The following is a 20580-nucleotide window of genomic DNA, read 5'->3' as shown; positions in this document are numbered from 1 at the left end:
ATCCCCAGCACCAAACCCCCTGCCTTTTGTCACTTACTTCCCTTAGGGTCAGCAGTCGTGACAGAAATCGCCGCGCAGACGCAGACCGCACTCACCAGGATCATCACCGAGCGTCAGACGAAAGGCCGGGTGCCTGGCCTGGTCGGGGCTGTCGCGCGGGGTGGCAAGCTCGCCTGGTCGGGTGGAGTGGGGTCGGCATCGCTGGACGAGCCCGGTGTCGCGCCGACCGCGGACACGCAGTTCCTGATCGCCTCGCAGAGCAAGACGCTCACCGCGGTCACGATCATGGCGTTGCGCGACGAGGGCAAGCTCAGCCTGGACGACACGGTGGAGACGTTCGTCCCGGAGAGCAAGCACGAGGGCATCACCGTGCGGCAGATGCTCAGCCACGTCACCGGCATGCAGCGCGAACCCGTCGGCGACGTGTGGGACGAGATGAGGTTCCCGGACCGGGCCGAACTGATCGCGGGCTGGAACGAGGCCGAGCGGATCGGCAAACCGCATAACAGGTTCCACTACTCGAACCTGGTCTACTCGATCCTCGGCGAGATCGTCGCGCGGCTCGAGGGGCGGTCCTGGTACGAGTCGATCCAGGCGCGCATCCTGCGACCGCTGGAGATGCGCCGGACGACGGTCGGCATGGACGGCGGTCCGGCCGCCTCCGGGTACTACGTGCCGCCGTTCACCGACGTGCCGATCGCGGAGCCGTTGCTCGACATCGGCGCGATGGACGCCTGCGGTGGCCTGGCCAGTACGGCGGAGGACCTGGCGAAGTGGGCCATGTTCCTCGCGGACCCGGTCGACGAGGTGCTGTCGAAGGACACCCTGGACGAGATGTGCCAGCCGCAGATCATGGCGGACCTGGATCGCTGGCAGCTCGGGTTCGGCCTCGGCTTCATGCTGTTCCGGATCGGCGAACGCGTCTTCGTCGGCCACACCGGCGGGATGCCCGGCCACATCACCGGGACCTTCGTGCACCGCCCCTCAGGGACCGCGGGGCTCGCGCTGATGAACACCACGTCCGCACCGAACCCGGCCGCGCTCGCCACCGACCTCGCCATCAAGGTGCTCGAGGACGACCCGGTCGCGCCGCCGCTGTGGACCCCCGGCAGCACGGTCCCCGCGGAGCTCGTCGAGGTCCTGGGCACCTGGTTCTCCGAGGGACAGCCGTTCGTCTTCTCGGTCCGCGAGGGCCGGCTGGAGGCCAAGTCCCCGGTCGCCCCGGAGTACCAGGAGCCGGCCGTGTTCGACCGCGTCTCCTCCGACGTCTACCGCACCGTCTCCGGCCGCGAGACCGGCGAACTCCTCCGCATCACCCGCGACGAGGCCGGCCTGCCCACAACGTTGCACTGGGCAACCTACCTCTGCACCCGCAAACCGCTGGCCTTCGGCGAGCACAAGTCCTGAAGCGACCGCCCACCACTCACCAACGCGGACGGCCGGCCCATCACAATGCGATCTGGCCGGCCGTCCTGAGCGTGGCGGAGTGCGGAAACGGCCGATTGTGATGGCCTGGCCGTCCGCCCCGCCGCGCTTGATGAGTGGTGGACGTACGGGCTAGCTCGTGTAGCCGGTTCGGCCGTCCAGGAGTTCCCGGATGATGTCGAGGTGGCCGCAGTGGCGGGCGGTCTCCTCGATCATGTGGCAGAGGATGTAGCGGGCGGAGCCTGGGTTGGCGGCCCGGACCGGTCCCTTCTCGAGCTGGTCCAGTGAATGGGCGGCCACGATCGCGTTCGAGCGGGCGCACTCCTCGTCGTACTCGTCCAGCAACTGGGCGAGCGGGACGTCGTCGACGAACATCTCCGCATCGGGATGACCGTCCTCGGTCCACGGAGTCTGCCCGGTGTCGGGGACGCCGAGGAAGTTCAGGTGGAACCAAGAGTACTCGACCCAGCGAAGATGGGCGACGATCCCGGCCATCGTCATCAGCGGTGAGCCGGGCAGCACCTTGCGGTGTGCGTCCTCCTCGCTGAGGCCGTCACACTTCAGCCGGACGATCGAACGTTGCACGTCCAGCCAGCCGACGAGCTGCGTCCGCTCATCGGAATCACCGGGCGGACGCGGGGTTACTACTGCGGTCATTGCGACTCTCCAAAGGTGGTACGAACGCCACCTGTCAGCCGCGGGCGCGACGAGCAGGTGGCACGACGGTACAGCTCGACATCGGGCTCACCTCCTCTCGACTCGACCAGACCTTATCCTCCGGATCGGCCGAGCTCCAACAGAATTGTCTTGACCTCGTTCTTCAGCACCTTGCCCACCTTCGAGCGCGGCAGCTCCTTCCACACCTCCACCTGCTTGGGCGCCTTCACGCTGCCCAGCCGGCCCTTGACGTAGTTGCGCAGCTCCGACTCGGACACGGTCAGCCCCGGATGCAGCTGCACCACCGCCGTCACCCGCTCACCCCACTTCTCGTCCGGCAGCCCCACGACCGCGCAATCCTGGATCGCCGGGTACGTCATCAGCGCCTGCTCGACCTCGGCCGAGTACACGTTGAACCCACCGGTGATGATCATGTCTTTCGCCCTGTCCACGATGTAGAGGTAGTTGTCGTCGTCGAGGAACCCGATGTCCCCCGTGTGGTGCCACCCGTACGCCGATGCGGCTGCCGTCGCCTCCGGGTTCTGGTAGTAACCGGCCATCACGAGCGACCCCCGGACCACGATCTCCCCGCGTTCACCGCGGTCCAGGAGCCGCCCGTCGTCCGCCATGATCGCCACCTGCGTCAGCGGACTCGGTCGCCCGGCCGAGGCGAACCGCTCGACCGCGGGCGAGGAGTCGGGGTGGAAGTGGTCGGCCGGCGCCATCGTCGAGATCATCATCGGCGCCTCGCTCTGACCGAACAGCTGCGCCATCACCGGCCCGATCCGTTCCAATGCCTCTTCCAGCCGAGTGGCCGACATCGGGGCGGCGCCGTACCAGAAGCATTGCAGGGAGCTCAGATCCGTTGTGGACAAGGCGTCCTGGCCGAGCAGTAGGTAGATCAACGTCGGTGGCAGGAAGGTATGCGTGACCCGGTGCCGCTCGATCAGCGCGAGGAATTCGGGCAGGTCCGGTGCAGGCATCACCACGATCTCGCCGCCCAGGGTGAGGACCGGGAAGCAGAGGACACCGGCCGCATGGGTGAGCGGCGCGAGCGCGAGATAGACCGGGCGTCCCTCGAACGGGTAGCTCATCAGCGTGATCGCCGACATGGTCTCCAGGTTCCGCTCGGTCAGCATCACGCCCTTCGGGCGGCCGGTGGTCCCACCCGTGCCGACCAGCAAGGCTAGATCGTCGGCGAGCAGCGGTTCCGGCAGCGGATCAGCTGGTACGCCGTCCAGCCAGGTCACCAGACTGGTTGCCTCAGGCACCGAGGCGTCCAGGCAGACGACCAGTCGCAACTTCGGCAGCTGCGGCAGGATCCGTTGTACCAAAGGCAGGAATGCCTGCTGGAAGATCAGGGCCGAGCAGTCGAAGGCGTCGAGCAGTTCCTGGTTCTCGGCCGCCTCGTTCCGCGGGTTCACCGGGCACCAGACGGCACCGGCCCGGGAGATCCCGAACACGCAAGCGAACGCGATCGGGTTGTTCGCCGACAGGATCGCCACCTTGTCGCCCGGCGCGATCCCGGACGTCTGCAACGCCCGCGCGACCTGGTTCGAGAACTCCTGCACCTCCGCGTAGCTCAGGCTGGCTGCTACCTTCCCCACCCCATCGCCCCGGTCGGTCCCGGTCATGGTCAGACAGGGCCGGTCCGCCCCCAGCGACGTCCCCTTGTCCAGATAGTCGTGCAACCTCACGCGTGCTCCTCGGTTGAACAGGTGCGGGAGCGTCCCGGGGAAACGCCCCCGCGCCCGGTCCTTCAGTGATGGACGGTCAGCACCGGCTCGAGCACCAGCCCGAAGCTGCGCAGTACGCCGAGCAGTTCGCGATGCCCGAAGGCCTGGCAGGCGGAGGCGAGACCCGTCCGCTTCGGCGGCTGCTGCAGCAACGAGTACGCCGCATAGGCCTGGAGCAGACCGGTCTGCTTGTAGTTGCTGTTGCCGTGGATCACGCAGTGCGCCCGGCCGAGCGGTCCGGTCGCGTAGACGGAGTCGAGCGACGTGTTCACCCGAGGGTTCTCCCGCGGCGGCATGCTGGCCTGGACCGAGGCGGCCACCTCGCCGAGAGCGGCCTCCTGCTGGTCGGCCGGCAGCGTCTTGATCTGAGTCTCGACCATCTTCACGGCCTCGACGACGCCCTGCATGACGGTCCGGTCGAACACCCCGCCGGCGACCTTGACGTTGGCCACCCGGGGATCGTTCCGGAACCAGACGGGATGGCTCGTACCACCCCAAGGCAGAGCGAGCGCCGAAGCATGCTGGCCGGGTACGTTCACCTCGAACGTGGTCAGCGGATCCCACTTCACCAGCTGGTTCTGCTCCAGGTAGTGCCAGTCGGCCTTGAGGATGGTGAAGATCGTCTGGGTCGACGCGTAGGTCGGGAATCCCTTCCAGAGCACGAGAATGTCGAGCGTGTCGAGACCCGGCGTCTCCAGGCAGATGTTCGCGGCGATCTCGCCGGTGGTGTACATCTGAGCGACGCCGGGGGAGAGCAGCAGGCCTTGACCGGCGAACTTGTCGCTCCAACCGCTCTGCGCGTCCAGCAACCAGTCCTGCTCGCCGGTGGTGTCGAGGTAGTGGCAGCCCGCGGCCAGCGCAGACTCCACCACCGTCGGGCCGTACCGCACGAACGGGCCGACCATGTTGCTGACCACCTTAGCGCCGCGGAACAGCTCGGTCAGCGCACTGACCTCGTGCTCCACCTCGACGACCTCGTGGTCGACGGTGTCGATCCCGGGGACCTTGTCGAGCACCTCCTGGATCCGGGCCTTGTCCCGCCCGGCCGCGATGAAGGGCACGTTGTACTCGCGCAGGTACTCGCAGACGAGGCGTCCGGTGTACCCCGAGGCGCCGTACACGACAACGGGTTTGGTCATCTCACATCCCCATCCCACCGTCGACGGGCAACCCCGCGCCGGTGATGAAGCGGGACGCGTCGGAGGCGAGGAACACGACCGCGTCGGCCATGTCCGACACCTCGCCGAGCCGGCCGAGCGGGGTCAGCCCGATCACGTCGCCGACCGCGGCTTCGGCCGACGGCCAGAGTCCGAGCGTGACCATGTCCTGCGCCAGCTTCATCCCCATCTCGGTCGGCACCAGTCCGGGGTACACGCAGTTCACCCGTACGCCGTACCCGAGCTTGCCGGATTCCAGCGCGGCGACCCGGGTCAGCCGGTCAACCGCGGACTTGGTCGCCGAGTACCCCGCGATCCCGGGGAACGGGATGGTCGCCGCGACGCTGGAGATGTTGACCACCGAGCCACCAGACCCCGCCGGTCCACCCGGTCGCATCGCCCGGAACGCGTGTTTCAGGCCGAGCGCCGTACCGAGCACGTTGATCTCCAGCATCTTCCGCATATCGGCCGGGTCGAGATCGACGACCAGGCCGGACAGCTCGACACCGGCGTTGTTCACCAGGATGTCGAGACCGCCGAGCTCGCCGATCGCGGCGTTGACCGCGGCCTCCCAGTTCGCGTCGTCGGTCACGTCCAGCGGGACGAACGCGGCCTTCCCGCCGGCGTCCTTCAGGGCGTCCGCCGTGGCCTTGCCGAGGTCCTCCTGGATGTCGGCGATCACGACGGCGGCCCCGGCTCTGGCCAGTGCTTCGGCCATCCCGGCGCCGAGGCCGCGCGCGCCTCCGGTCACCAGGGCCTTCCTCCCGGACAGGTCGTACATGGCTGCTCCTCTCGGGGGTGCAATGGACGCCTGGTCACCGGTGAGGCGGTGACCGGGCGTTGAGCACAGCGTCATCGAGTTCTTGACAGTCGTCAAGACTTTCTTGGACAACTGTCAAGAAAATCCTCTGGCTTGGGTACACTCCGATCAGGAGGCTCGCCGATGACCGAGGTGACGGACCGGATCTCGCGCCGCCAGGTGGACAAGTTCGCCGAGCGCCGCGCTCAGCTGGCCACGTCCGCGTTGCGCACACTGTCCGAGCTCGGCTATGCCCGGACCAGCCTGCGCGAGATCGCCCAGAACTCCGAGTTCTCGCACGGCGTGCTGCACTACTACTTCCGCGACAAGGTCGAGCTGATCACGCACTGCGTCAAGGTCTACAAGGCCGAGTGCGTCACCCGGTACGACCAGATCGTGACGACCGCCGAGTCCGCCGAGGACCTGCGCGAGGACTTCGCCGAGGCGTTGGCGGGCACCTGCCGGGAGGACGCCGCGCTGCACCGGCTCTGGTACGACCTGCGCAACCAGGCGCTGTTCGAGGAGTCCTTCCGCACCGACGTGCTGGAGATCGACAAGTCGCTGGAGTCGATGATCTGGCGCATCGTCAGCACGTACGCCGACCTGAGCGATCGCCCGCCTTCGGTTACCCCGGCCACGGCGTACGGCCTGCTCGACGGTCTCTTCCAGCAGGCGTTGCTCCGCCAACTGTCCGGTGATCCCGCCGCGTTGGAGGATCTCCGCTCCGGTGTGGTCCAGACGCTCCCCAAGCTCCTCGAAGCCTGAGATGTCCCTCCGGACTGGCATCCTGTCGGTCTGAGGGTGACATCTCCGCAAGTGAGGTTGCGTGACGTGGATCCACGGTTTGACCTGCCCAGCTACACCCGGGCCGAGGTTTCCCTGCACCTTGGGCTCCCCGCGACGACGCTGGGCCACTGGCTGCGTTCGGGCGCGCTGGAGGCCGTCGAGTCACCCGGCCGCGGGGAGGCGACGATCACCTTCGCCGGTCTGGTCGAGACGCACATGCTGCGGCAGTTGCGGCAGGCGGGCCTTTCCCTGCAGGCGATCGGCGACGCGGCCGTTGCCCTGCGCTCCAAGGCCGGTCGCCACTATCCACTGGCCTGGCAGGGCCTCGCGCACGACGGCCGCGACCTGCTGATCGAGATCGCCGCCGAGGGCCGGGATCCCGCTTGGGAACGGATCCGCGACAGCCAAGGCGGTCTCCCCGGCGTCGTACGCCGCGGCTCCGCCGCCGTGGGCTGGGCCGACGACGGGTACGCCGCCACGCTCCGCCTGGTCGTGTACTCCGACGTCGACGTGCTGGTGGATCCGCTCCGCTCGTACGGCCAGCCCATCCTCGAAGGCGCCGGGAACGCGGCCGGGCCCGGCGAGGTCGAGCTGATCCGGGTCGAGGACGTGGTCGACCACGCGCGCGCCGGCGAGCCGTACCACGCGATCGCCACCAAGTTCGGCCTCGAAGACTTCGAAGTCGAGGCCCTAGTCCGCCCCCACATCCGCCCCACCCCAACCCGCCGGCGCCCCCACCTCGACGACCCCGCCCCCACAATCCCCCTCACCTGACCCCCCTCCTCACCGAATCTCGAAGGCTAACCTCCGCGGTTGATGGTTGCCCCCTGGGAATCTGAGTGGGCAACCATCAACAGCGGAGGTTAGCCTCTGAGATTTGGTGAGGGCGCAACGTCAGTGGCGTTGGTCGCTGATGCGTTTGGCCTTGCCTAGGGAGCGTTCGAGGGCGTGCGGAGGCAGAACCTCGACGGTTGCGGTGATGCCGATGTGGGTCTTGATCCGGTGTGAGAGGGCCGCCGCGGGTGGGCCGTGGTCGGTCAGACCGGGTGCGGCCTCGACCCGGACCGTGAGCTCGTCGAGTCGGCCCGGACGGGTCAGGACGCACAGGTAATGCGGAGTGAGGCCTTCCACCAGCAGGATCTGTTCCTCGATCTGGGTGGGGAACACGTTCACGCCCCGGACGATCATCATGTCGTCGGTGCGCCCGGTGATCTTCTCCATCCGGCGCATCCCCGGCCGTGCGGTTCCGGGCAGTAGCCGGGTCAGGTCGCGCGTGCGGTAGCGCAGTACCGGGAACGCCTCCTTGGTCAGCGTGGTGAAGACCAGCTCGCCGAGTTCGCCGTCGGGCAGCACCTCGCCGGTCACCGGGTCCATGATCTCCGGGTAGAAGTGGTCCTCCCAGATGTGCAGTCCGTCCTTGGTCTCCACGCATTCCTGCGCGACACCGGGCCCCATCACCTCGGACAGCCCGTAGATGTCGACCGCGTGCATCCCGGTCCGGCTCTCCACCTCGGTGCGCATCTGCTCGGTCCACGGTTCGGCCCCGAAAATTCCTACCCGCAAAGAGGTTTCGCGCGGATCCATGCCGCGGGCATCCATCTCGTCGAGGATGGACAGGAAGTACGACGGGGTCACCATGACGATCTGAGCACCGAAATCGCGGATCAGGTCGACCTGTCGTTCGGTCATCCCGCCGGACACCGGGACCACCGTGCACCCGAGCCGTTCGGCGCCGTAGTGCGCGCCCAATCCGCCGGTGAACAGCCCGTATCCGTAGGCCACGTGGCAAACGTCGCCCGCACGTCCACCAGCCGCGCGGATCGACCGGGCGATCAGGTCGGCCCATCGATCGATGTCACCCCGGGTGTACCCGACCACGGTCGGCCGTCCCGTCGTACCGGAGGAGGCGTGGATGCGGACCACCTCGGAGCGGGGTACGGCGAACATACCGAAGGGGTAGTTCTCCCGCAGATCCTGTTTACCGGTGAATGGCAGCCGGCCCAGATCGGACAACTCCCGCAGGTCGCCCGGCTTGAACCCCACACTGTCGAGGGCGGCCCGATAGTGCGGCACATTCTCGTACGCCGCGCGCACGGTCGTCTGGAGCTGGACGAGTTGCCGCGTTCGGAGTTCGTCGGTCGACAGCTTCTCGCCGTCGTCCTGGAGCTCGACCGGGCACGGATCTCCTAAGAAGTCCGTCATGAAACAACGCCTCCGAAATCAGGGGCGGGCCAAGAGGGTGGCGATGCCTTGGCCGACGCCGATGCACATCGTGGTCAGCGCGTACCCGGCGTCGCGGTGGCGAAGCTCGAGTGCGGCGGTCAGAGCGAGGCGGGCGCCGGACATGCCGAGGGGGTGACCGAGCGCGATGGCGCCGCCGTTGGGGTTGACGTGCTCGGCGTCGTCGGGGAGGCCGAGGTCACGTAGTACTGCGAGCGATTGGGAGGCGAAGGCCTCGTTCAGCTCGATCACGTCGACGTCGGAAAGGGCGACGCCGGTGCGGCCGAGGAGCTTGCGGGTCGCGGGCGCCGGGCCGATGCCCATGATCCGCGGTGGGACCCCGGCCGCCGCGGTGCCGACGATCCGGGCCAGCGGGGTGACGCCGAGTCGCTCGACCGCTTCGCCGCTCATCACCAGCAGCGCCGCGGCTCCGTCGTTGACGCCGGATGCGTTGCCGGCGGTCACGGTGCCGGGTTCGCGGAACGGAGTCTTCAACGCTGCAAGGGCTTCCAGCGACGTCTCGCGGGGATGCTCGTCGACCTCGACCACGGTGACCGCGCCACGTTTGCCGGGAATCGAGACCGGCACGATCTCCTCGGCCAGCCGTCCGTTCGCCTGAGCCTTGGCGGCGCGCTGTTGACTGCGCAACGCGAACAGGTCCTGGTCCTCGCGGGATACGCCGAAGTCGGCGGCCACGTTCTCGGCGGTCTCGGGCATCGAGTCGATCCCGTACTGCCTTTGCAGCAAGGGATTCACGAACCGCCAGCCGATCGTCGTGTCGAAGATCTCCGCCGATCGGGAGAACGGGGTAGTTGCCTTGGGCATCGCAAACGGTGCCCGCGACATCGACTCGACCCCACCGGCGATCACCACCGAGTTGTCGCCCGCGATGATCGAGCGCGCGGCCGAAGCGACGGCGTCCAGACCCGACCCGCAGAGCCGGTTGATCGTCGAACCCGGGACGCTTTCCGGCAGCCCGGCGAGCAATACGGCCATCCGCGCCACGTTCCGGTTGTCCTCGCCGGCCTGGTTCGCGCAGCCCAGCACGACGTCGTCCACCGACGCCGGGTCCAGGCCGGGATACCGGGCCAGCAACGACGAGACGACATGCGCCGCGAGATCGTCCGGGCGGACCGCGGCGAGCGCGCCGCCGTACCGGCCGATCGGGGTACGGACGCCGTCGACCAGGTAGGCCACGCGGGTCATGAATCCTCCTTGATGACTGTGCCGGACAACTGGCGGCTGCGGCCGCGGAACTCGGCGATCACCTCGTTGCCGCGGCGGACGGTCACGTCGTAGATGCCGTTGCGGCCGTACGACGTCCGCTCCCGCGCCTCGGCGACGAGCCGGTCGCCGCGCTGGGCCGGGGCGACGAAGACGATGTCGCACGCCTGCGCGACGCTGACCTGGTTGCGCGAGTTGCAGGCGAAGGCGAACGCGGAGTCGGCCAGGCAGAACACGAATCCACCATGCGCGATGCCGTGCCCGTTCACCATGTCTTCGCGAACCGTCATCTCCACCTCCGCCGTACCTTCACCGACGTCGACGATCCGCATGCCCAGGGCGGCGCTGGCCGTGTCCTCGGCCCACATCGCCGCGGCAACCCGGGCCGCCAGTTCTTCACCCATGAGTCCACCTGACCGAAAGGGCTGTTGTGACACTCTATCCCCAGACCGAGCAATGACTGTAACATTTAGGCTGGCTAGACCACCGAAGCTTGGAGCGCACCTCATGACCGGTACCGATTGGTTCTCCGCGCACCGCGACCGCCTGGACGGCGCACTGGCCGCGATCCGCAGTCGGGGCTACTACTCCGCGTTCCCGGAGTCGCCCAGCCCGCGGGTGTACGGCGAGACCGCCGCCGCGGACGGCAAGGCCGCGTTCGAGGCGCACCTCGGGACGACGTACCCGGTCGAGACGCCGGGGTCGGACGGCACGGTCAGCACCGAGCAGTCGCCGTACGGGCTGCCGTTGCAGGTGCAGTACCCGCGGACCACCGAGGCCGGCCTGGATGAGCTGCTCGCGGCTGCCCGGAAGGGCATGATCGACTGGCGAAAGGGCGGGATCGAGACGCGCGTCGGGGTCACGTGCGAGATCCTCGACCGGCTGCACAAGCGCGTCTTCGAGCTGGCCAACGCGGTCCAGTTCACCAGTGGTCAGGCGTTCGTGATGGCGTTCCAGGCCGGCGGCGCGCACGCGCTCGACCGCGCGCTGGAGGCGATCGCTTATGCGTACGAGGAGATGAACCGGTACCCCGCCGAGGCGGTCTGGGAGAAGCCGGCCAAGGGCGACCCGATCCGGATGCAGAAGAACTTCACCGTCGTCGGCCGCGGGGTCGCGCTGGTGATCGGCTGCAACACCTTCCCGACCTGGAACTCCTGGCCCGGCCTGTTCGCCTCCCTCGTCACCGGCAACGCCGTCGTGGTCAAGCCGCACCCGCTCGCCGTCCTGCCGCTCGCGATCACCGTCGACGTGTGCCGCGAGGTGCTCACCGAGGCCGGTTTCGACCCGAACCTCGTGACGCTGGCCGCTGAGCAGCCCGGCGACGGCCTGGCGAAACCGCTTGCGCAGCGGCCCGAGGTGAAGCTGATCGACTTCACCGGCGGCAGCGAGTTCGGCCAGTGGCTGGAGCAGAACGCCACCCAGGCCGAGGTCTTCACCGAGAAGGCCGGCGTGAACGCGGTCATCATCGACTCGACCGACTCGTTCAAGGCGCTCTGCAACAACCTCGCCTTCACCCTCGCCCTGTACTCCGGACAGATGTGCACCACGACCCAGAACCTGTTCGTCCCGGCCGGTGGGATCCAGACCGACGAGGGACCCAAGTCGTTCGACGAGGTCGGCGCCGGGATCGCGAACTCGATCGGCAAGCTGCTCGCTGACGACGCCCGCGCGGTCGAACTGCTCGGCGGCATCGTGAACCCCGCCGTGATCTCCCGGCTCGAGAAGGCCCCGGAGTACGGCGACGTCGTGCTGGAGTCCCGCGCGATCACGCATCCGGCCTTTCCCGCCGCGGTTGTTCGGACGCCGCTGCTGGTCGCGATCGACGCGAAGGCCGAGGAGGTCTACGGGCGCGAGTGCTTCGGGCCGGTGTCGTTCGTGGTCCGCACCGGCGGCACCGACGAGTCGATCGAGCTGTTCCGGCAGACGGTCACCGCGGGTGGTGCGATGACGGCCGGGATCTACTCGACCAGCGAGGACGTCTTGGACACCGCTCGTGAAGCTGCCCTCGAGGTCGGCGTGGCGCTGTCGGAGAACCTGACCGGCCAGGTCTTCGTCAATCAATCGGCTGCTTTCAGCGACTTCCACGGCACCGGCGCGAATCCTGCCGCGAACGCCACGTACACCGACGGCGCTTACGTTGCGAGTCGCTTCCGCGTCATTCAGTCTAGGCGTCATGTCTGATGCGCCGGACCCCGCGAACGTGACCGAAGCACTCGCGTACTACGACCGCTGGTTGGCGTTCAACCAGCGGTATCAACGGATTCCGGGCGTCCAGGCGGCCGTGTACGCCGCGGATCGGGTCGCCTACTCGGCGGCGTACGGGCTGGCCGACGTCGAAGGAGGCGTCGAGCTCACCGAGCAGCACCTGTTCCGGATCGCGTCGCACTCGAAGACGTTCACCGCGACCGCAGTGCTGCAACTGGTCGAGCAGGGCCGGCTCCGGCTGGACGACAAGGCCGCGATGCACGTCACCGAGCTTGTCGGCACCCCGCTTGGTGAGCTGACCCTGCGCGACCTGCTGAGCCACGCGGGCGGCGTTACCCGGGACAGCCGCGAGGCCGACTTCTGGCAGCTCGCGATGCCGTTCCCGGATCGCGACCAGCTGCTCGCCGTACTGCGCGACGCCGGGTCCGCGGTGATCCCGGAGAACGAGCGGTTCAAGTACTCGAACATCGGTTACGGCCTGCTCGGCCTGGTGATCGAGGCGGTCACGGGGACGTCGTATGCCGAGCACGTGCGGACCACGATCGTCGGCAAGCTCGGGCTGAACGATCTCGGTCCGGAACTGGAACCATCGCGCGGCGCCGAGTACGCGTCGGGGTACAGCTCGCTGGCCTACTCGGCCGCGCGGGTGCCGATCGAGCACGTCGATACGCGTGCGCTCGCGGCGGCGACTGGGTTCTACGGGACCGCGCGGGATCTGGTCACCTATTGGTCTGCGCATCTGCATGGTGACGACCGGCTCCTGTCCGACAAGTCCAAACGGCTGATGCAGCATCCGCTCTGGCAGACCGGTGCGGAGGACGGGCCGAGGTACGGGCTGGGATTGATGGTCGTGAAGGTCGCCAAGCGGGACGTGTTCGGGCACGGCGGCGGGTATCCGGGGCACATCACCCGGTCCCTGGTCGACCAGGGACGCCGGATCGCGGTGGCCGTGCTGACCAACGCGATCGACGGTCCGGCCGTACAGCTCGCCGAGGTGCTGTTGAAGCTGGTCGACCTCGCTGAGTCGAAGGACCGTGGCGAGGGTGCGGATCTGGCGCGCTTCACCGGTCGGTTCGCGAATCTGTGGGGCGTGGTCGACATCGCGGTCCTCGGCGGCCGGCTGTATGCGCTCGACCCGACTGCCTTGGATCCGACGGTCGAACCGCAGACCCTGGAGCCCATCGACGACTGCAGTCTCCTGGTCACCGGCGGTGGCACCGGCTATGGCGCCTACGGCGAGACCTATCGCTACACGTTTTCTGGTGATGGCGCGGTGGAGTCCGTCCGCGGTTCCAGCGGCCTCCTCCTCCACCCCATCGACGCGTTCCACCTGCCCGACCGCGTCCGCACCGCGTAGCGTCCGAAGAAACGAGCGCTCTAGGCCGCGGTTCTTCGGACGTTGTGGGAAAGACACAGTGTGGGAAGGTGGCGGGGATGACGATTCACGGGGACCATCCGTTCATGGACGCGGAGTCCGAGCGGAAGCCGGTACGCCGGTTCCGCGGGCGGCTGCCGTCGCCGGTCGGGCTGTGGACCAGCTCGTACGGCGGAACGCGGGCCGGGCTGACCGTGTCGTCAATGCTGGTCGCGGACGGGGATCCGGGGATCGTGGTCGGCCTGATCGACCCGGACTCCGACCTCTGGGAAACGTTGCGCTCGGCAAAGACCGCTGTGGTTTCGCTATTGGGCGGACCGCACCAGCAACTCGCCGACGCCTTCGGCTACGTCGCACCGGCACCGGGCGGCCCGTTCCGCATGATCGACTGGACCGACACGGACTGGGGTCCGGCCCCGGTCGGCGTCACCACCTGGGCCGGCTGCCGCCTCGTCTCCGACGCCCCACCCGAAGTCGGCTGGTCCCTCCAAGTCCACCTCGAAATCGCCCACGTCGAACTCCTCCCCGACGACCAACCGGCACTCATCCACCGCCGAGGCCGCTACATCGCCCTCTAGCAACCGCCACCCACTCGCCCGCGCCCGCCGCCGCCGCCGACATCTCAGAGGCTAACCTTCCAGCCGCATGGTTACCCCCTCGGAATCTGATGGGCTAACCATGCAGCTCAGAGGTCCGCCTTTGAGATGCGGGCGGACGCGAGGTCGTAGGGTGACGGGCATGCGAGCGACGACTATTCATGCCCCGTTCGACGTCCGGCTGTCGGAGGTGCCGGATCCGGTGATCGAGGATCCGACGGATGCCGTGATCGAGATCGTGGCCGGGTGCATCTGCGGGTCGGATCTGTGGCCCTATCGGGGCGAGAACAAGATCACCCCGGGCAGCCGGATCGGGCATGAATACGTCGGCATCGTGCGCGAGGTCGGCGCGGACGTCCGGACCGTCAAGCCGGGCGACTTCGTCGTCACGCCGTTCGTGGCGAGCGACGGCACCTGCCCGAACTGCCTGGCCGGCTACCAGTCCGTCTGCCAGAACATCGTCGGCATCGGCGGACCCCGCGCGGATGGCGGCCAGGGCGAATGGGCGAAGGTCCCGTACGCCGATGGCACGCTCGTCGCGACCCCCGACGTCCCCGACGACGCGTTGATCCCGTCGTTGCTGACCCTGTCCGACGTGATGGGTACCGGCTGGCATGCCGCTCGCGCCGCGCGAGTGGAACCTGGTCACACCGTTGTGGTCGTCGGTGATGGTGCGGTCGGGCTTTGCGGCGTACTGTCCGCGGTTCGGATGGGGGCCGAGCGGGTGGTCGCGTTGTCGCGGCACGAGTCACGGCAGAAGATCGCGAAGGAATTCGGTGCCACGCACATCATTGCCGAACGCGGTGACGCTGCCCGGGACGCGGTACTGGAACTGACCGACGGGGTCGGCGCGGACGCGGTACTGGAGTGTGTCGGGACGGATCAGTCGTTCAAGACTGCGTTCGCAGTCGCACGGGCCGGGTCGACGGTCGGGTTCGTCGGCGTACCGCATGGGGTGGAGATCCCGATCGGGCGGATGTTCGGCAAGAACGTCGGGCTGGCCGGTGGGGTCGCGCCGGTCCGGGCGTACCTGCCGGAACTGATGGCGGACGTGCTGGCCGGCGAGATCAACCCCGGACTGGTCTTCGACCTCGAGTTGCCGCTGGCGGATGTGGCCGAGGGCTACAAAGCGATGCACGAGCGCCGCGCGATCAAGACCTTGCTCCGGCCCTGAACCCCGGCGAGGTCGCGGCCCTGGTTCAGGCGGCGGCTTCGGCTGGGCGGCGGGCGCGGAATGTGTGCGCTCTCATACCAGCGGTGCGCGCGGCATCACGGGTGCGCAACGCGCCTGCGCGGAGCGTTGACACCCGACCTGCCGCGTGCCCAGAGTTGGGCCGTCAAGGGGGATCGTTGTCACAAGCGGCTCCACGAGTTGAGCGGAGAGTGAATCATGCGTGGTGGTCTGAGCAGGACCGTCGCGGTGCTGAGTGCGGCGGGTCTTCTCGCGGTCAGTGCCTGCGGAAACAGCGACGACGGCGGGAGCGGCGACTCCGCGGCGAGCAAGGACGTCACCGTCTTCACCTGGTGGGCCGACGGTGGTGAGAAGGCCGGTCTGGACGGGCTGGTCTCGACGTTCGGCACCGAGTGCAAGGACTTCAAGTTCGTGAACTCCGCGGTAGCCGGTGGCGCCGGCGCGAACGCCAAGCAGGTGCTCGCGAACGACCTGTCCTCGGGCAACCCGCCGTCCACGTTCCAGGCGCACGCAGGTGCCGAGCTGGGCGACTACATCAAGGCCGGCCAGGTCGATGACGTCAGCGGCCTCTACAAGGAATTCGGCCTGGACAAGGCCTTCCCGCAGAGCCTGATCGACAACCTGACCGTCGACGGCAAGATCTACTCGATCCCGGCCAACGTGCACCGCGCGAACGTCGTGTGGGCCAACCCGGCCGTGCTGAAGAAGGCGAACATCGACGGCACCACGGCACCGGCCACGGTGGACGCGTGGATCGCGGACATGGACAAGCTGAAGGCCGCCGGGGTCAAGGCGCCGCTGGCGATCTCCAAGGGCTTCGCGCAGGAGATGCTGGTCGAGGCGGTGCTGCTGGCCGAGCTCGGCGCGGACAAGTTCACCGGTCTGTGGAAGAACGAGACCGACTGGGCCGGCGCCGACGTCACCGCCGCGCTGGACAAGTACAAGAAGCTGCTGTCCTACACCAACTCCGACCGCGAGGCGATCGACTGGCCGGACGCGCTGGGGTACGTCAACAAGGGCCAGGCCGGCTACACGCTGATGGGTGACTGGGTCGCCGCGCAGCAGTTGGCCGACAAGGTGCCGGACTCGGCGTACACCTACTGGCCGGCCCCGGGTACGGCGGGCAACTTCCAGTACCTGGCGGACTCCTTCACGCAGCCGACGGGCGGGAAGAACCCCGACGGCGCCAAGTGCTGGCTGAAGGTCGTCGGCTCGGCCGAGGGCCAGAAGGCCTTCAACACCAAGAAGGGCTCGATCCCGGCCCGGTCGGACGCGCAGCCGTCGGACTACCCGAAGTACCAGCAGGCCGCGATGGCGGACTGGGCGAAGGACAAGATCGTGCCGTCCTGCGCCCACGGTGCCGCCTGCTCGCTCGGGCAGAACAACGACATCCTGTCCGCGATCAGCCAGTTCAGCGGTAGCCAGGACGTCGCCAAGCTGCAGTCGGCGCTGGGCGCCGCGATGAAGACGAGCTGATGCCGTACGAGTTGCGGACCGGCGTCGGACCGGAGGACTGAGCATGCACGGAAGAATCCGCACCTGGGGCCCGGGTGCCCTGGTGCTGTTGCCGACGGTGCTGCTGCTCGGATACTTCGTGTACGGGCTGATCGCGTGGTCGTTCAACACCTCGCTGACCGACCGGCACACCGCCCGGAAGGGTCCGGCGGACTACGTCGGGTTGGAGAACTACACGAACCTGTTCGGCGAGGAGCGGTTCCTCAACTCGCTGAAGAACCTCGGCGTGCTCACGGTGGCGTTCATCGTGGGCACGCTGATCTTCGGCCTGCTCTGGGCCCTGCTGCTGGAGAAGGGGGTCCCCGGCGAGAGCGTGTTCCGGTCGGTCTTCCTGTTCCCGATGGCGATCTCGATGATCGCCTCCGGCGTCGTCTGGGGCTGGTTGCTCAACCCGTCCCAGGGCGACGAGGCGCGTGGCCTGAACCGGCTGTTCTCGATCCTCCAGCTGAACTTCCTGGAGAATTCCTGGTGGACCGCGGGCAGTAGATGGACAACCATGATGTCCATCGCGTTACCCGCGGTCTGGCAGCTGTCCGGCTACATCATGGCGCTGTTCCTGGCCGGCTTCCGGGGCATCCCGCCGGAGCTGCGGGAGGCCGCCCGCGTCGACGGCGCGAGCGAGTTCAAGCTCTACCGGCACGTGCTGTTCCCGCAGCTGTCGCCGATCGCCCTGTCGGCGTTGATCATCCTCGGTCACATGTCGCTGAAGCTGTTCGACCTGATCTACGCGATCACCGGACCGAACCAGTTCCGCACCGAGGTGCCGTCCATCTATATGTGGAACACCCTGCTGCGCAGCGACCAGGCCAAGGCGGCCGCGATCGCGATCGTGATGCTCGCGGTCGTCGCCGTACTCGTCATCCCGTACGTCGCGTACACCGTCCGGCAGGAGAGCAACGAATGACCGCCGTAGAGGCCGAGGCGGCAACCGGTAAGGCTGCCGCCGCGATCCGCCAGAAACCTCGCCGCGGTGGCATCGCGGACGGTACGACGCGGACCAGCCGGACCGTGAAGTACCTCCTGCTGCTGCTCTTCCTGTTGTTCGTGCTGACTCCCGTCTACGTCGTGCTGATCACCAGCTTCAAGACGTCCGCCGACACCACGGCCGCCGAGCAGTGGTCGCTGCCGGAGACCTGGACGCTGGAGCCATGGCGCAAGGCGTGGGACGTGCTGCAGCCGTACATGGTCCGGTCGTTGTCGCTGGCGGTCCCGGCCGCGATCATTTCGTCGATGATCGGTTCCGCGAACGGCTTCGTGCTGGCCCGCTGGCGGTTCCCGGGTGCGAACCTGGTGTTCGCGTTCATCCTGTTCGGGATGTTCATCCCCTACCAGGCGGTGATGCTGCCGCTGCGAACCACATTCCAGGAGCTGAACGTGACCCGCGGGGTGCCGACGCTGATCATCGCGCACGTCATCTACGGCATCCCGATCTGCACGCTGATCTTCCGCAACTACTACGCCACCATCGTGCCGCACGAGATCATCGAGTCGGCCCGGGTGGACGGTGCCGGACTGATCCAGACCTACGTCCGGATCATCCTGCCGATCTCGATCGCCGGGTTCGTGGTGACGCTGATCTGGCAGTTCACCTCGGTCTGGAACGACTTCCTGTTCGCGCTGTTCCTGACCCAGCAGCAGAACGGCCCGGTGACCCTCGGCCTGGCGGCGCTGTCCGGCGGGCAGAAGGTCGACTACGCGGCCAGCATGGCGGGTGCGCTGATCACCTCGTTCCCGACCCTGCTGGTCTACATCCTGCTCGGCCGCTGGTTCATCGGCGGCCTGATGGCAGGTGCCCTCAAGGGCTGACAGCCGGTACTACGGCCCGCGCGTCCCTCGTACTCCGGGGCGCGCGGGCTGTGGTGTTTTCGGGGACGTGGGGCATGTTTTCCACAGGTTGTCAGTGGTTCGTCACGCGCTGGTTATCCACAGGACGCGCGCACTGTCCTGCGGCGAGGTGCTCTTCGGCGGTAATCTCGCCAGGGTGACCAAGTCACGAGGGCGGGACGGACGCGGCAGCCACCTGCGGCTGGTCGACTCCACTCCCAGCTCCAACCCCCAGCCACCGGCGGGTGTCACCGATGTCGACACCACGCCGAGCGTCGCTGTGCTGGAAACCCTGCAGGAAACGCTGATGCTCGATCTGGCCGCGGCGCCGGCCGAACTGCACCCGGTGATCGCCGAGGCGTCGGTCGCGCGGTCTGCCGCTCTGCTCGCGGATCAGCTCTGGCCGGCCGGCGAGCCCGACGAGATCGGCGAGGTGGAGCGGTTCTTCTGGGCCGACGCCGCGCGGGTCCTCGGTGAGCGGCGCGATCCGGATTCCTTTGTCCTGTTGACGAGTCTTGCCCGCACGGTCGGCCCGGCCGGGCGGCTCCCGTTGCAGCGTGCGCACCTGTCCCGCGCCCGCTCGCAGTACGGGGTGCCCGAGTGGATCTCGCGGATCGCCGGGTTCCGGCTGACCAGCGCGATCGTGTCCGAGGATGTCACCGGCGACGGGTTGAGCGTGGTGCTCGACTACGACGACGATCAGCACCCGCACACGGTCGTGGTGTTCGTGGACAACAACCTCGGCGCGATCGCGAAGGACGTGTTCGTCGGGCCGCCGGTCGACCGGGTGATCGAGGCGTACCAGCGAGGCGGGCGGGTCACCGTGCGATCGGTCCGGCCGGCCACCGCGGCGGGGATCATCCTGCAGGCGCTGGGCGAGACCCGCGACCACGACGATCCGCCGGTCACCGAGGATTTCGAGTTCTTCTCCGCGCTGCTGGTGAACAGGCTGACCCAGCTGCCCGAGCGACCGATCCGGCCGCCGATCCGCGCGATGCTGTCGCCGCGGCAGCGGGAGGAACTGGTCGACGACTTCCTGCACTCCCGGTACGCCGTGGGTCTGCCGGACGACGCTGCCGATATCGCGCGACTGTGGATCGACCATGCCGTGGACCAGACGGTGGGCGGCCCGTTCCGGGTCAGCGCCGTACTGGTCGAGCTGTTCATGGCGTCCTGGCTGCCCCGCAAGGTGCTTGCCGACAGCACCTACTTCGGCGCGGTGCCGTTGGTGCTGAGGGCCTGGCTGGAGTTCGCCGGCGAGCGGACCCAGCTCGACCTGGACGTGGTCGCCGAGGCGCTCGACGCCGTCGACGTCTGGACCCCCGCGCTGGAGGCGGCGGCCCTGGCCGACCCGATCGGCTCGAGGTCAGGCGAGCGAGTGTTCCTCGACGAGACGAGCACCGACCTGGATGAGGCCTACCGGATCCTGGCCGGCCTCGGTTCGCCACCGCGCCCGGACCTCACCGGCCTGGACAAGAACCACGCCGCCACACTGTCGGTGCTCGCCCCGCACGCCTGGCTGCTGGCCGGCGAGACCCTCGGCACCAACTACGCCGGCGAGGCCTTCGACATCGCCGAACGCCTCATCCGCGAGGCCCCCGACCTGCTCACCAAGGCCCGCCTGTCCACCTGGCCCCGCGCGATCGTCTGGCTCCTCGCCCACCGCCACCGCCTGGTCGGCCCCGGCGAGTGCCTGACCCCCACCACCCTCGCCGCCGAACTAGCCTGCTCAGCCCCCACCCTCCGCAAAACCGCCCGCCTCCTCACCGAAACCCTCGTCCTACCCCGTTGAGCGGCTCGCCTGGCACGCACCCTCCCACCCGGCAGAATCTGAGAGGCTAACCTCTCGGATGGATGGTTGGCCCACCA

General features: G+C 68.1%; 18 protein-coding genes. 11 read left to right on the top strand and 7 right to left on the bottom strand.

Translation table 11 applies throughout. From position 1 onward, the window contains the following. The first annotated feature begins 57 nt into the window (after window positions 1-57). Window positions 58-1407: a serine hydrolase domain-containing protein gene (locus EV643_RS02030; protein WP_133798191.1), complete on the top strand. Its 1350-nt coding sequence runs from the start codon at window positions 58-60 to the stop codon at window positions 1405-1407. Between the two features lie 150 nt (window positions 1408-1557). Here the strand turns inward: EV643_RS02030 and EV643_RS02025 are convergent, their stop codons facing one another. The 4 genes from EV643_RS02025 to EV643_RS02010 form a co-directional block, all read right to left on the bottom strand. Beyond that, the gene (locus EV643_RS02025; protein WP_133798190.1) at window positions 1558-2082 is read right to left on the bottom strand and encodes a DinB family protein; all 525 of its coding nucleotides are present in this window, start codon (window positions 2080-2082) and stop codon (window positions 1558-1560) included. Between the two features lie 113 nt (window positions 2083-2195). After that, window positions 2196-3779, bottom strand: coding sequence for an acyl-CoA synthetase (locus EV643_RS02020; protein WP_133798189.1), 1584 nt, complete (start codon window positions 3777-3779; stop codon window positions 2196-2198). 62 nt (window positions 3780-3841) lie between these two features. After that, window positions 3842-4957: a DUF5938 domain-containing protein gene (locus tag EV643_RS02015; protein ID WP_133798188.1), complete on the bottom strand. Its 1116-nt coding sequence runs from the start codon at window positions 4955-4957 to the stop codon at window positions 3842-3844. 1 nt (window position 4958) lies between these two features. Beyond that, window positions 4959-5756 carry an SDR family NAD(P)-dependent oxidoreductase gene (locus tag EV643_RS02010; RefSeq protein ID WP_133798187.1) on the bottom strand — a complete coding sequence of 266 codons (798 nt, stop codon included), beginning with the start codon at window positions 5754-5756 and terminating at the stop codon, window positions 4959-4961. A 162-nt stretch (window positions 5757-5918) separates the two neighbouring features. Between EV643_RS02010 and EV643_RS02005 the strand changes: the two genes are divergently transcribed. Together EV643_RS02005 and EV643_RS02000 are read left to right on the top strand one after the other, a co-directional pair. Further along, window positions 5919-6539, top strand: coding sequence for a TetR/AcrR family transcriptional regulator (locus EV643_RS02005; protein WP_133798186.1), 621 nt, complete (start codon window positions 5919-5921; stop codon window positions 6537-6539). 66 nt (window positions 6540-6605) lie between these two features. Then, entirely contained in the window at window positions 6606-7334 is a 729-nt protein-coding gene (locus EV643_RS02000) for a MerR family transcriptional regulator (RefSeq protein WP_133798185.1), read from the top strand. 120 nt (window positions 7335-7454) lie between these two features. Here EV643_RS02000 and paaK read toward each other — a convergent pair whose 3' ends face one another. The 3 genes from paaK to paaI are packed head-to-tail and all read right to left on the bottom strand — an operon-like array spanning window position 7455 to window position 10408. Next, window positions 7455-8762, bottom strand: a complete 1308-nt coding sequence (gene paaK, locus EV643_RS01995; protein WP_133798184.1) for a phenylacetate--CoA ligase PaaK — start codon at window positions 8760-8762, stop codon at window positions 7455-7457. Window positions 8763-8780: 18 nt separating this feature from the next. Continuing rightward, window positions 8781-9986, bottom strand: a complete 1206-nt coding sequence (gene pcaF / locus EV643_RS01990; protein WP_133798183.1) for a 3-oxoadipyl-CoA thiolase — start codon at window positions 9984-9986, stop codon at window positions 8781-8783. Beyond that, window positions 9983-10408, bottom strand: a complete 426-nt coding sequence (gene paaI / locus EV643_RS01985; RefSeq protein ID WP_133798182.1) for a hydroxyphenylacetyl-CoA thioesterase PaaI — start codon at window positions 10406-10408, stop codon at window positions 9983-9985. The genes pcaF and paaI overlap by 4 nt, the downstream gene beginning before the upstream one ends. A gap of 103 nt (window positions 10409-10511) precedes the next feature. Here paaI and paaN point away from each other — a divergent pair, with 103 nt between their 5' ends. From paaN to EV643_RS01945, 8 genes are all read left to right on the top strand, one after another. Next, on the top strand, window positions 10512-12185 hold the full coding sequence (paaN, locus tag EV643_RS01980; RefSeq protein WP_133798181.1) for a phenylacetic acid degradation protein PaaN: 1674 nt from the start codon (window positions 10512-10514) through the stop codon (window positions 12183-12185). Next, entirely contained in the window at window positions 12178-13566 is a 1389-nt protein-coding gene (locus tag EV643_RS01975; RefSeq protein ID WP_133798180.1) for a serine hydrolase domain-containing protein, read from the top strand. Before paaN ends, EV643_RS01975 begins: the two co-directional genes overlap by 8 nt. A gap of 77 nt (window positions 13567-13643) precedes the next feature. Then, on the top strand, window positions 13644-14162 hold the full coding sequence (locus EV643_RS01970) for a flavin reductase family protein (RefSeq protein ID WP_133798179.1): 519 nt from the start codon (window positions 13644-13646) through the stop codon (window positions 14160-14162). Between the two features lie 160 nt (window positions 14163-14322). Further along, window positions 14323-15354 (top strand): zinc-dependent alcohol dehydrogenase family protein, encoded by a 1032-nt coding sequence (locus EV643_RS01965; RefSeq protein WP_133798178.1) that lies wholly within the window; start codon window positions 14323-14325, stop codon window positions 15352-15354. A 216-nt stretch (window positions 15355-15570) separates the two neighbouring features. Continuing rightward, window positions 15571-16848 (top strand): ABC transporter substrate-binding protein, encoded by a 1278-nt coding sequence (locus tag EV643_RS01960; protein ID WP_133798177.1) that lies wholly within the window; start codon window positions 15571-15573, stop codon window positions 16846-16848. 43 nt (window positions 16849-16891) lie between these two features. Further along, window positions 16892-17791, top strand: coding sequence for a carbohydrate ABC transporter permease (locus EV643_RS01955; protein ID WP_133798176.1), 900 nt, complete (start codon window positions 16892-16894; stop codon window positions 17789-17791). Continuing rightward, complete coding sequence (locus EV643_RS01950) at window positions 17788-18693, top strand: carbohydrate ABC transporter permease (RefSeq protein WP_133798175.1); 906 nt, start codon at window positions 17788-17790, stop codon at window positions 18691-18693. The genes EV643_RS01955 and EV643_RS01950 overlap by 4 nt, the downstream gene beginning before the upstream one ends. Window positions 18694-18868: 175 nt before the next feature. Continuing rightward, on the top strand, window positions 18869-20503 hold the full coding sequence (locus EV643_RS01945; RefSeq protein ID WP_238165290.1) for a hypothetical protein: 1635 nt from the start codon (window positions 18869-18871) through the stop codon (window positions 20501-20503). Window positions 20504-20580: the final 77 nt, after the last annotated feature.

The sequence above is a fragment of the Kribbella caucasensis genome, assembly GCF_004361855.1.
Classification (GTDB): Bacteria; Actinomycetota; Actinomycetes; order Propionibacteriales; family Kribbellaceae; genus Kribbella; species Kribbella caucasensis.
This window is presented reverse-complemented; position numbering and strand designations above follow the sequence as displayed.